Raw genomic sequence first — 12,134 nt, 5'->3', positions numbered from 1 at the left:
GCAAGGCACGCGCGGCCTGGGCTGGAGAGGGGAACCCCCAGGTTATCCACAGGGCCTTCCCCGTGATATCGGGATAACCGCAAGGGCCAGTCTCGAATCAATCCTCGGCCCGCAAGTGCAGTTCCACCATCAAGTCATCCGCCAGGCTCTCCAGCTTGTGCTGCAGCACATCCAGCGGCAAGGTCAACGGCAGCGCCAGCAGCGCATCGGCATGAAACAGCGGCTCGCTGCTCATCGGTGCAGGCCGCACCTCTGTGGAAAACCGCTCGACGTTCACCTGCAACTCAGCCAGCAAACGAGTAATGTCGCGCACGATCCCTGGCCGGTCGTTACCCACCAGTTCCATGGCAATCGGTTTCCATGTGCAAGAAGGCTCAATCCCGCTCTCGGCAATCAGCACCCGAATGTCATACCTGACCAACCCCTGCAGCGACGCCACCAGCTCATCGTAGTTTTCAGCCGGCACCGCCACCCGCAGGATGCCGGCAAACTGCCCGGCCATACGCGACATGCGGCTTTCCAGCCAGTTGCCACTGTGGTCGGCGATGCATTGGGCAATACGTTCGACCTGGCCGGCCTTGTCAGGGGCAATTACCGTCAGTACAAGATGATCCACAAGCCCTTCCTCGTGTCGGACCGCGCCGGGCGGCAGAAAATCGGGGGATCGACTCAGTATAGGCAAGGCGCGGCAACCTGCCGCAGGGCAATTCGCACGACCAATCGTGTACTGTTTCAAGATTTATCTGGAACAATCCACCTGTTTTTTGCGAACATACCAACTCCCAGCGTGACCATACGCGACCAACGGGTCGCATAACGGCGCTTTTAGTCTGATTTTGCCCCGCCTACTGCTTCATGTAGTATCCCGTGGCGCGGACTACAAAACGTCGTTTGGATGTCTGCCAAGGCGCCTGTGAAAATACGCACACTGCCCGCCAGCCAGTCTGGAAGGCCGCACCCAGCCGCGTCCGGCGCAACCCGGGGGCATGCACTGGTGCCGTGTTTAGAGAAGCGCTACAGGCTTAATACAGAAGAGCGAAATAGCTGAGCAGAGTGAGGCAAGCAATGACTGGATACGTTCAAGTCGGTGGCCTTCAGGTCGCCAAGGTCCTGTACGACTTCGTGAACAACGAAGCCATCCCCGGGACCGGCATCGTCGCCGAGCAGTTCTGGGCGGGTGCAGAGAAGATCATCAATGACCTCGCTCCAAAGAACAAAGCCCTGCTCGCCAAGCGCGACGAGCTGCAAGCCAAGATCGACGCCTGGCACCAGGCACGCAAAGGCCAGGCCCACGACGCCGTAGCCTACAAAGCATTCCTCCAGGAAATCGGCTACCTGCTGCCACAAGCCGACGATTTCCAGGCCACCACCCAGAACGTGGACGAAGAAATCGCCCACATGGCTGGCCCACAGCTGGTCGTTCCGGTGATGAACGCCCGCTTCGCCCTCAACGCCGCCAACGCCCGTTGGGGTTCGCTGTACGACGCCCTGTACGGCACCGACGCCATCAGCGATGAAGGCGGCGCCGAAAAAGGCCAGGGTTACAACAAGGTTCGTGGCGACAAGGTCATCGCCTTTGCCCGCGCCTTCCTCGACGAAGCCGCGCCGCTGGCCGCCGGCTCGCACGTCGACTCCACCGGCTACCGCATCGAAGGCGGCAAACTGGTTGTGGCCCTCAAAGGCGGCAGCAACAGCGGCCTGCGTGATGACGCGCAACTGATCGGCTTCCACGGCGATGCCGCCGCGCCGACTGCCGTGCTGCTCAAGCACAACGGCCTGCACTTCGAAATCCAGGTCGATGCCAGCACCCCGGTTGGCAGCACCGACGCTGCGGGTGTGAAAGACATCCTGATGGAATCGGCACTGACCACCATCATGGACTGCGAAGACTCGGTTGCCGCCGTCGATGCCGACGACAAGGTGATCGTCTACCGCAACTGGCTGGGCCTGATGAAAGGCGACCTGGCCGAAAGCGTGAGCAAGGGTGGCAAAACCTTCACCCGCACCATGAACCCGGACCGCGAGTACGCCGCACCAAACGGCGGCAGCGTGACCCTGCATGGCCGTTCGCTGCTGTTCGTGCGTAACGTTGGCCACCTGATGACCAACCCGGCGATTCTCGATGCCCAAGGCAACGAAATTCCTGAAGGTATTCAGGACGGCCTGTTCACCAACCTGATCGCCCTGCACAACCTCAACGGCAACACCACCCGCAAGAACACCCGCAGCGGCAGCGTGTACATCGTGAAGCCGAAGATGCACGGGCCGGAAGAAGTGGCGTTCGCCGCCGAGATCTTCAGCCAGGTCGAAGACCTGCTGGGCATGCCGCGCAACACCGTCAAGGTCGGCATCATGGACGAAGAGCGCCGTACCACGGTCAACCTCAAGTCCTGCATCAAGGCAGCCGCCGAGCGCGTGGCGTTCATCAACACCGGTTTCCTCGACCGCACGGGCGATGAAATCCATACCTCGATGGAAGCCGGCGCCGTGGTGCGCAAGGGCGCCATGAAGAACGAGAAGTGGATCGGCGCCTACGAAAACAACAACGTCGACGTTGGCCTGGCCACCGGCCTGCAAGGCCGTGCGCAAATCGGCAAAGGCATGTGGGCCATGCCCGACCTGATGGCTGCCATGCTGGAGCAAAAAATCGCCCACCCGCTGGCCGGTGCCAACACCGCCTGGGTGCCGTCGCCGACTGCCGCCACCCTGCACGCCCTGCACTACCACAAGGTGGACGTACAGGCGCGCCAGCGTGAACTGGCTTCGCGCACCCCAGCGTCGGTAGACGACATCCTGGCAATCCCGCTGGCTGCCGATACCAACTGGTCTGCCGAAGAAATCCGCAACGAGCTGGACAACAACGCCCAGGGCATCCTCGGCTACGTGGTGCGCTGGATCGACCAGGGCGTGGGTTGCTCGAAGGTGCCGGACATCAACAACGTCGGCCTGATGGAAGACCGCGCCACCCTGCGTATTTCGGCCCAGTTGCTGGCCAACTGGCTGCGCCATGGCGTAGTCAGCCAGGAGCAAGTGCTGGAAAGCCTCAAGCGCATGGCCGTGGTGGTTGACCAGCAGAACGCCGGCGACGCCCTGTACCGCCCGATGGCGCCGAACTTCGACGACAACGTCGCGTTCCAGGCCGCTGTCGAGCTGGTGGTGGAAGGTGGCAAGCAGCCGAACGGCTACACCGAGCCGGTGCTGCACCGTCGTCGCCGTGAGTTCAAGGCGCGTAACGGGCTGTAAATCGTAAGGGGCCGCTTGGCGGCCCCTTTCCGTATCACTCTAGTTTCAGTTCTTTCTTCACTAGCTCCAGCAGCTTGCCCAGGTCCACCGGCTTGAGCAGGAAATCCACCACCCCCAGGTGCATCACGTCTACCGCCTCTTTCACATCGGTGTCGCCCGACACCACGATGATCGACAACGCCGCCCGCTCCGACTCGCGAATGGTCCGTATCAAGTCCAGACCATCCTCAGGCTGCATGCGCAAATCCGTAATCATCAAGCTGATACGCTGCTGATAATGCAGGTATAGCCTGGCCTCCTCGGCCCCGTCCGCACCCACCGCATCAATCCCACGGCTTTTCAGGTAGAGGATCAATGCCTCCCTGTTCACCGCGTTGTCATCCACCACCAGCACCAATGGCCTGGGCGCCACAGGCGCACTCACCACGGCCAATGCCTCGCGCTCGGCGTCGCTCAGGATGTCGGTTTGCTCAGGCATGGTCATCTCGTCAAAAAAATTCCGCTTCAGCAGTAGGACCACTTTACTTGCGTAACCCGGTGCGCCTTTCGTCGGGTCTTTGACAGGAGTGCTCATAGACTTACGTCCAATGGGCACCACCCCGCCGCAAGCCGACCATGGAGGCAGAGAACAACAGGGCCGGCACCTATATATAGATATATATAGTTCGGCATAGCGATACGGTCAGTTTCATGAGCAAAAAGGACGCCTACAGCCAGGCGGGCAGGACGGCAGTGCTGCAGAACATCCAGGGCACCCTGCAGTTCCTGCAGCGCTTCCCGCCGTTCAACCAGATGGAGCACAGCCACCTGGCCTTCCTGGTGGAACAGTGCCAGCTGCGCTTCTACGCCAGCGGCGAAAGCATCGTCAAACCTGCCGACGGGCCGGTGGAGCACTTCTACATCGTCAAGCAGGGGCGAGTGGTTGGCGAGCGCCAGCACCTGGTCAAACCGGGCGTTGAGACCACCTTCGAAATTACCAGTGGCGAATGCTTCCCGCTGGCCGCACTGCTGGGCGAACGGGCAACCCGCACCGAGCACCTGGCCGGTGAAGACACCTTCTGCCTGCAGTTGAACAAAGCCGCGTTCATCCGCGTGTTCTCGATGTCTGAAGTGTTTCGGGATTTTGCCTTGCGTGGGGTCAGCAGCCTGCTCGACCAGGTCAACCAACAGGTTCGCCAGCGCGCGGTGGAAACCCTCGGGACCCAGTACTCACTGAACACCCCGCTGGGTGAGCTGGCCATGCGTCACCCGGTGGTGTGCAGCGCCGATACACCGTTGCGCGATGCCGTGCGGCTGATGCACGAACAGCAGGTCGGCAGCATCGTGGTGATCGACCTGCAGCGCTACCCTGTCGGCATCTTCACCCTGCGCGATCTGCGCCAGGTGGTGGCGTCGATGGATGCGGACCTGGGCGCCCCCATCGAGCGGCACATGACCGCCAAGCCGTTCTACCTCAGCCCCCAGGCCAGCGCCTTCGACGCGGCCATGGCCATGACCGAACGGCATATCGCCCACGTGTGCCTGGTGGAAAACCGACGCCTGTGCGGGGTGGTTTCCGAGCGTGACCTGTTCTCACTGCAACGGGTCGACCTGGTGCACCTGGCGCGTACCATCCGCCATGCACCTCGGCTGGACACCCTGGTTTCGCTGCGCGGTGAAATCAGCCAGCTGGTCGAGCGCATGCTCGCCCACGGCGCATCGTCCACGCAGATCACCCAGATCATCACCTTGCTCAACGACCACACCGTGTGCCGAGTGATCGAGCTGGCATTGGCCGAGCGCGGCGACCCGGGCGTGCCATTCAGTTGGCTGTGCTTCGGCAGCGAAGGGCGGCGCGAGCAGACCCTGCACACCGACCAGGACAACGGCATCCTCTTCGAGGCCGCCGACAGCGCCGAGGCCGACAGCATCCGTGCGCGCCTGCTGCCGCTGGCGCAGTACATCAACCAGTGCCTGGCACAGTGCGGCTTTACCCTGTGCAAGGGCAACATCATGGCCGGCAACCCTGAATTGTGCCTGTCGCGCAGCGAGTGGGCACGGCGCTTTGCCGGTTTTGTCCGCGAAGCCAGCCCGGAGAACCTGCTGGGCTCCAGCATCTATTTCGACCTGCGCGTGGTGTGGGGCGACGAGCAAGGCTGCGAGCAGTTGCGCCAGCGCCTGCTGGAGCAAATAGCCGACAACCGCCTCTTCCAGCGCATGCTGGCCGACAACGCCCTGCGCCAGCGCCCACCGGTAGGCCGCCTGCGCGAATTCGTGCTGACCCGCCAGGGCAACGACAAGGCCGCCACCCTCGACCTCAAGGTCCAGGGCCTGACGCCCTTCGTCGATGGCGCACGCTTGCTGGCCCTGGCCAATGGCATTGGCGCCTGCAATACCCTGGAGCGCCTGCGCCAATTGGTGGCCAATGGCGTGATCGAGCCACTGGACGGCGCTGCCTATGAAGAGGCTTATCACTTCATCCAGCAGACCCGCATGCAGCAGCATCAGCGCCAGACCCGCGACAACCTGCCGTACTCCAACCGGCTCGACCCGGACAGCCTCAACCACCTGGACCGGCGCATCCTGCGCGAGTCCCTGCGCCAGGCCCAACGCCTGCAAAGCAGCCTGGCCTTGCGGTATCAGCTATGAGCCTGTTTGCCTGGCTGCGCCCCAGCGCGCCCGAGCTGGACCACGCCATGCGTCAGCGCCTGGCCCGGCTGCCCAAGCCCGCACCGCTGGGTGTGTGCAGTTTACGTGAGCAGCGCTGGGTAGTGCTGGATCTGGAAACCAGCGGGCTTAACCCCAACCGTGATCAGGTGTTGTCGATCGGGGCGGTGGCTATCGAGGACGGTGCCATCGACTTTGCGCAACAGTTCGAACGTACCCTGCACAGGCCTTTGCAGAAAACCAACGCCAGCGTGCTGATTCACGGCCTGGGCCCTAGTGCCTTGGCCGCCGGTTGCGACCCGGCCGAGGCCTTGCTGGATTTGCTCGATTTCATTGGCAGCAGCCCGGTACTGGCGTTTCACGCGCCATTCGACCAACGCATGCTGGCGCGGGCGCTGAAGGAAAGCCTGGGTTGCCGCTTGCAGTCACCGTTCCTCGATGTGGCCGAACTGGCGCCGATGCTTAACCCCGACACCGTGCTGCGCGAGGCCGGGCTGGATGACTGGGTCGCGCGGTTTGGCTTGCAGGTGGAAGAGCGCCACCATGCCAGTGCCGATGCTCAGGTTACGGCTGAACTGGCGCTGATTTTGTTCAGCCAGGCCCGGCGCCAGCAGCTGGACAGCCCTTTGCAGCTGGAGCAGCGGTTGCGTGGGTGGCGTAGGCGCAACGTGCACAGTCACGGTCTGTAGATTTGTATTGGCCTTGCCGGCGATTGGGCCATCAGCCTTTTCCATGATGGCAATCCGATAAGCGTCCATTGCACCCACCCCCTCCCCTCTGCAACAATCGCGAATAATTATCGTTAGTTAATGCATACGTTCCGGGGGGACGCTGCTTGTCTTCTGCACAGAGCCCACACGCCGATCTGGTCGGTGCGCTGTACCGCGACCATCGCGGCTGGCTGCTCGCCTGGCTACAACGCAGCATGGCCTGCCGCCAACGTGCCGAAGACTTGAGCCAGGACACCTTCGTGCGCCTGCTCGGCCGCGAGCAGCTGGACACCCCCCGCGAACCCCGCGCTTTCCTCGCCGCCGTGGCCAAGGGGCTGATGTTCGACCACTTCCGCCGTGCGGCGCTGGAACAGGCCTACCTGGCCGAGCTGGCGCTGATCCCGGAAGCCGAACAGCCCTCGCCCGAAGTGCAGCACCTGATCCTCGAAGACCTCAAGGCCATCGACCGCCTGCTGGGCAAGCTGTCGAGCAAGGCCCGCGCGGCGTTCCTGCACAACCGTCTGGACGGTATGGGCCATGCGGAGATCGCCGAGCGCCTGGGCGTTTCGGTATCGCGGGTGCGCCAGTACATCGCCCAAGGCATGCGCCAGTGCTACGTGGCCCTGTACGGGGAGCCGACGTGAGCAACGCGCCGGTTTCGTCCCGGGTACTTGAAGCCGCCATCGCCTGGAAACTGAGCCTCGGCGACGCCAGCGGCACACCGGATGAACGCAACGAATTCACGCGATGGCATGCCGCCAGTGAAGAACACGCGCGGGCCTGGCGCCAGCTCGGCGCCATGGACCAACGGGTCAGTGCGGCAGCCGGCCCGGCACGCCAGGCCCTGCTGCAGTCGCGCGTCAGCATGCGGCGCCGAATCGGCAAGGTTGGCGGCGGACTGGCCGGGATGTTCCTGCTCGGTTCACTGCTGGCCTGGGTCGGCGCCCCGTCGCTGGCACCCAGCTACTGGCTGGCCGACCAGCGCACCGCGACTGGCGAGTTGCGTACCTTGCGCCTGCAAGACGGCACATTGCTGAGCCTGAACACCCACACCGCCGTGGATATCGACTACGCAGGCGAGCAACGGGTGATCGTGCTGCACCAAGGCGAAATTTCGGTCGAAACCGGCCACCAGGACCCGCGTCCGCTGCTGGTACGCACCGACGATGGTCGCCTGCGGCCACTGGGCACGCGCTTCCTGGTACGCCGCGAGGCCGACGGTACGCGCCTGGAAGTGCTGCAAGCCTCGGTTGCGGCCATGCCGCATAACAGTGGCGACGAGCAGGTGCTGCGTGAAGGCCAGCAAGTGTTGATGAACGCCAACGGCCTTGGCCAGATCGGCACGGTGCCCGCCGGTGCCGATGCCTGGACCCGGGGCATGCTGGTGGTCGACAACGTGCGCCTGGGCGACCTGCTGGCCGCGCTGGGCCAGTACCGCAGTGGCCACCTCGGGGTGGACGCCAAGGTCGCCGACCTGCGCGTGACCGGCAGCTTCCCACTGACCGACACCGACCTGGCGCTGGCATCACTGGTGCCGGCTTTGCCTGTGAAAATCGAGCGGCATACCCAGTGGTGGGTGAACGTGGTACCGAAGTAAGGCCGAAAGCCAAAAATACTGCTCGATAATTTTCAGATCAGCCCTGTCACTTTTCAAATCTCGCTCGGCAAGGAAGCAGTTAGCACTTATCCGTCCAGGAGCCACTGCATGTCCCGTGCTGTTGATCGTATCTTGCGCCCTAGCCTGATGGCCCTTGCCATCGCCGTAGCCGCGCCATTGGCCAGCCCTGTCCTGTGCGCCGCCGAGCAATCCGCTGCGCGCGCCTATGACCTGCCCAGCGCCCCGCTGGCCACCACCCTGAACCAGATCGCCAGCCAGGTCGGTATCGCCCTGGCCATCGACCCGGCGTTGGTCAACGGCCGCTCCTCGGCCCCGGTGACCGGCCAGTACGACGGCCTAGGTGCCCTGCAAGCCGCCTTGCGCGGGACTGGCCTGCAACTGCAACAAAGCAGCGTGGGCAGCTACAGCCTAGTGGCTACGCCGGAAGGGACACTGGCGTTACCAGAAACAGCGATCAACGCTACAGCCAATTATGAAAGCGCCTGGGGGGCGGTTGAGGGTTACACCGCAACCCGCACGGCAGCAGGCACCAAGACAGACACTGCCATCGCCGAACTACCCCGCTCGATAACCGTGATCACCCGGCAGCAGATGGAAGATCGGCCAGTACTCAGCTTGAATGATGCCCTGCGCTATACGGCAGGCGTGCAGAGCAGCGGCTACGGCTCCGACTCGCGCAGCGACTGGTTGCTGGTACGTGGTTTTGTGCCCACCCAGTTCCTCGATGGCCTGCCATTACCCAAGGGGAACTATGCCACCCCCAAAATCGAACCCTGGAACCTGGAGCGCATCGCCGTGCTGCGCGGCCCGGCTTCATCAGTGTACGGCCAGACCCCGCCAGGCGGGTTGCTGGACATGACCAGCCGTCGGCCGCAACTGGAAAGCAGCCATGAAATCGAAGCCCAGGTTGGCAGCAACAATCACAAGCAGATCAATTTTGACAGCACCGGCAAGCTCGACGATGCAGGCCAGTTCCTGTACCGGGTGAGCGGTACCGTGCGTGACAGCGGCTCGCCGATCGACCATATACCGGACAAGCGCTATAACATCGCGCCCAGCCTGACCTGGAACATCAACGACGACACCAAGCTGACCTTCATCTCCCAGTACACCCGCGATGATACGGGTATTACTGGCCAGTTCTTGCCTCTGCAAGGCACCAAGCTGGACAGCCCGGCGGGCAAGATTTCTCACCACAAGAACCTGGGTGATCCGGATTGGGAGTCCTACGACCGCACCTACTACCACCTCGGCTATGCGTTCGAAACCCGCCTGAATGACACCTGGCAGTTCCGCCAGAACCTGCGCTATGCGCGCAACGAACTGGACTTCAAGGGCATTACCGCCGGTGGCTCAATCGGGCCAGCCGGACCGGACGAGGCCGTCAGCGCCGATGGCACCGTGCAACGTACTGCCGGTATCGTCGAAGAAGATATCTCCCAGTTCGCAGTGGATAACAACTTCCAGGCCGACTTCCAGACTGGCCAACTCTCCCATACCCTGCTGCTGGGCCTCGACCATCAGCGCTCGGACAGCAACGCTCGCTGGCGTTGGGGCTCGGCCGGCGTGCCATCAAGCAATATCCATAACCCGATATACGGCCAGGATTTCTCGAACGTTCAGTACTTCGACATGTACGACTACGATCAGAAAACCCAGCAGACCGGCCTGTACGCCCAAGACCAGATGGCCTTGAACAACTGGCGCCTGACCCTGGGTGGTCGTGAGGACTGGGTGCATACCGGCACCACCTTCCACAATCAGAGCGACGCCACCAATACCCAGCGCGACAAGAAGTTCAGTGGTAACGCAGCGCTCAGTTATGTGTTCGATAACGGGCTGACGCCATACATCTCCTATGCCGAGTCGTTCCAGGCCGCTACCGGGTCAACCGTCAATAGCACCGATGCATTCAAGCCGACCGAAGGCAAGCAGTACGAGCTGGGTATCAAATACCAACCGCCAGGCAGCAAAAGCCTGTTCACCGCAGCTGTATTCGACCTGACGCAGCAGAACATGTCGGTGACCGAGGGTGGCGTCACCCGCCAGGTTGGCGAAGTGCGCGTGAAAGGCCTTGAGCTTGAGGCTACTTCGGATGTGAGCGAAAACCTCAAGCTGGTGGGCTCCTACACCTACAACGACAGCGAAATCACCAAAGGCACCCGTGAAGAGAAAGGCAAGCGCATGGCGCAGGTTCCGCGTAACCAGGCCACTGCCTGGGCCGACTACACCTGGCACAGCGGGGCGCTGGACGGCTTTGGCGTAGGCGTTGGCGTGCGCTATGTGGGCGACACCTACGGCAACACCACGAACACCGACTGGGGCCATGTGGGCTCGTACACTGTGTACGACGCCTCCGTACATTACGACCTGGGCCGCCTGAACAGCACACTCAAAGGTGTCACCGTGGCCGTAGATGCGAAAAACCTGTTCAACAAGGACTACCTGTCGACGTGCGACGGGTACTACTGCTACTACGGCGACGAACGCAACGTGGTCGCCAGCGTCAACTACAAGTTCTGAGTGAATGGGGGCCGCTTTGCGGCCCCCGTTCCAACAGACAACAAACGGTACCGTGATGAAAAGCCCGACCATCCGCCGCTGGTCCGTGATCCACACCTGGAGCAGCCTGGTCTGCACCCTGTTCCTGCTGTTGCTGGCGCTCACCGGTCTGCCGCTGATTTTCCACCACGAACTCGAACATCTGCTTGGCGACGCCCCGCAATTGCGTGAAATGCCCGCAGGTACCCCACACCTCGACCTGCAACAGCTTGTACTGAAAGCGGAGCAGCACCGCCCCGGCGAGGTCATGCAGTACTTCGGCTACGACAAAGACGAACCCAATGGCGTGGTCGCCATCACCGCCGCCACTGCTGGCACCGACCCCAACTTGTCGCACACCTTCATGCTCGACGCCCGCACCGGCGAAGCCGTGGCCATGCCGGCCGCCAATGGCGGTTTCATGATGGTGATGCTGCGCCTGCATGTGGACATGTTCGCCGGCCTGCCCGGCAAGCTGCTGCTGGCCTTCATGGGCGTACTGTTCATCCTCGCAATCGTCTCCGGCACCGTGCTCTATGCGCCGTTCATGCGCCGCCTGGACTTCGGCACGGTACGCCACGAAAAATCCCGTCGCCTGCGCTGGCTCGACCTGCATAACCTGATCGGCGTGGTAACCCTGGCCTGGGCACTCACGGTAGGCGTGACCGGCGTAATCAGCGCCATGTCCGACCTGGTCATCGCCGCCTGGCGCAACGACAGCCTGGCCGCCATGGTGGCGCCTTACCGCGACGCCCCGCCGCTCACCGAGCGCGCGCCCGCCACACGCCTGCTGGAGATTGCCGAACAGGCTGCCCCCGGCATGCGCCCGGACTTCATCGCCTTCCCCGGCACACGCTTTTCCAGTGAACACCACTATGCCGTGTTCATGAACGGTGCCACGCACCTAAGCTCGCACCTGTTCACACCCGTGTTGATCGATGCCCGTACCCTGGAAGTTACAGCGGTCGGCGAACGCCCCTGGTACATGGACGCCATGGGCCTGTCGCAACCCTTGCATTTTGGCGATTACGGCGGGCGCCCGATGCAACTCCTCTGGGCGGTGCTCGATGTGCTGACCATCATCGTGCTCGGCAGCGGCCTGTACCTGTGGTGGGGCAAGCAACGCAAACCCAAGGAGGCACGCGCATGAGCCACTCGTCGCAACCCGCCTTGCGCATTTTTGCCTGGCCGGCGCTGATCGCCTTGCTGGGAGCCCTGGGGCTGTTCGCCGCCTTGCTGGGTGATGGCTGGTGGGATGGGCTATCCTGGCTCGGGCTCGGCCTACCGGCATGGTTCTCGATACGCGGCCTGTGGCGCCGCTGAGGTAGCCGGCTAACACCGCCATCCTGGCGCCCTGGCGCAGCATGGTCCGCCTT

The 12,134-nt window shown here is 62.9% G+C and carries 10 protein-coding genes; 8 read left to right on the top strand and 2 right to left on the bottom strand.

The window, feature by feature from the left end:
- Positions 1-97: 97 nt before the first annotated feature.
- Positions 98-616 (bottom strand): glycine cleavage system transcriptional repressor, encoded by a 519-nt coding sequence (locus B9A31_RS19575; RefSeq protein WP_019097167.1) that lies wholly within the window; start codon positions 614-616, stop codon positions 98-100.
- Between the two features lie 449 nt (positions 617-1,065).
- On the opposite strand from B9A31_RS19575, the gene B9A31_RS19570 reads away from it, so the two are divergent.
- Positions 1,066-3,243 carry a malate synthase G gene (locus tag B9A31_RS19570; protein WP_016714557.1) on the top strand — a complete coding sequence of 726 codons (2,178 nt, stop codon included), beginning with the start codon at positions 1,066-1,068 and terminating at the stop codon, positions 3,241-3,243.
- A gap of 34 nt (positions 3,244-3,277) precedes the next feature.
- Here the strand turns inward: B9A31_RS19570 and B9A31_RS19565 are convergent, their stop codons facing one another.
- Positions 3,278-3,817, bottom strand: a complete 540-nt coding sequence (locus B9A31_RS19565; RefSeq protein ID WP_019097168.1) for a response regulator — start codon at positions 3,815-3,817, stop codon at positions 3,278-3,280.
- 116 nt (positions 3,818-3,933) lie between these two features.
- Between B9A31_RS19565 and B9A31_RS19560 the strand changes: the two genes are divergently transcribed.
- From B9A31_RS19560 to B9A31_RS27325, 7 genes are all read left to right on the top strand, one after another.
- Positions 3,934-5,871 (top strand): DUF294 nucleotidyltransferase-like domain-containing protein, encoded by a 1,938-nt coding sequence (locus B9A31_RS19560; protein WP_019097169.1) that lies wholly within the window; start codon positions 3,934-3,936, stop codon positions 5,869-5,871.
- The gene (locus B9A31_RS19555) at positions 5,868-6,578 is read left to right on the top strand and encodes a 3'-5' exonuclease (protein WP_084297279.1); all 711 of its coding nucleotides are present in this window, start codon (positions 5,868-5,870) and stop codon (positions 6,576-6,578) included. Before B9A31_RS19560 ends, B9A31_RS19555 begins: the two co-directional genes overlap by 4 nt.
- A 146-nt stretch (positions 6,579-6,724) precedes the next feature.
- Entirely contained in the window at positions 6,725-7,243 is a 519-nt protein-coding gene (locus tag B9A31_RS19550; protein ID WP_019097171.1) for an RNA polymerase sigma factor, read from the top strand.
- On the top strand, positions 7,240-8,196 hold the full coding sequence (locus tag B9A31_RS19545) for a FecR domain-containing protein (RefSeq protein WP_025754046.1): 957 nt from the start codon (positions 7,240-7,242) through the stop codon (positions 8,194-8,196). The genes B9A31_RS19550 and B9A31_RS19545 overlap by 4 nt, the downstream gene beginning before the upstream one ends.
- Positions 8,197-8,304: 108 nt before the next feature.
- Positions 8,305-10,740 carry a TonB-dependent siderophore receptor gene (locus B9A31_RS19540; RefSeq protein ID WP_084297278.1) on the top strand — a complete coding sequence of 812 codons (2,436 nt, stop codon included), beginning with the start codon at positions 8,305-8,307 and terminating at the stop codon, positions 10,738-10,740.
- 55 nt (positions 10,741-10,795) lie between these two features.
- Positions 10,796-11,908 carry a PepSY-associated TM helix domain-containing protein gene (locus tag B9A31_RS19535; protein WP_025754048.1) on the top strand — a complete coding sequence of 371 codons (1,113 nt, stop codon included), beginning with the start codon at positions 10,796-10,798 and terminating at the stop codon, positions 11,906-11,908.
- Complete coding sequence (locus tag B9A31_RS27325) at positions 11,905-12,081, top strand: hypothetical protein (RefSeq protein ID WP_174244660.1); 177 nt, start codon at positions 11,905-11,907, stop codon at positions 12,079-12,081. Before B9A31_RS19535 ends, B9A31_RS27325 begins: the two co-directional genes overlap by 4 nt.
- Positions 12,082-12,134: the final 53 nt, after the last annotated feature.

Source organism: Pseudomonas sp. URIL14HWK12:I5, from assembly GCF_900176445.1.
GTDB lineage: Bacteria > Pseudomonadota > Gammaproteobacteria > Pseudomonadales > Pseudomonadaceae > Aquipseudomonas > Aquipseudomonas monteilii.
This window is presented reverse-complemented; position numbering and strand designations above follow the sequence as displayed.

Coding starts and splice junctions, on each gene's coding strand:
- B9A31_RS27325 (WP_174244660.1), top strand. CDS start 11,905: ATGAGCCACTCGTCGCAACCCGCCTTGCGCATTTTTGCCTGGCCGGCG.
- B9A31_RS19560 (WP_019097169.1), top strand. CDS start 3,934: ATGAGCAAAAAGGACGCCTACAGCCAGGCGGGCAGGACGGCAGTGCTG.
- B9A31_RS19565 (WP_019097168.1), bottom strand. CDS start 3,817: ATGAGCACTCCTGTCAAAGACCCGACGAAAGGCGCACCGGGTTACGCA.
- B9A31_RS19540 (WP_084297278.1), top strand. CDS start 8,305: ATGTCCCGTGCTGTTGATCGTATCTTGCGCCCTAGCCTGATGGCCCTT.
- B9A31_RS19570 (WP_016714557.1), top strand. CDS start 1,066: ATGACTGGATACGTTCAAGTCGGTGGCCTTCAGGTCGCCAAGGTCCTG.
- B9A31_RS19535 (WP_025754048.1), top strand. CDS start 10,796: ATGAAAAGCCCGACCATCCGCCGCTGGTCCGTGATCCACACCTGGAGC.
- B9A31_RS19555 (WP_084297279.1), top strand. CDS start 5,868: ATGAGCCTGTTTGCCTGGCTGCGCCCCAGCGCGCCCGAGCTGGACCAC.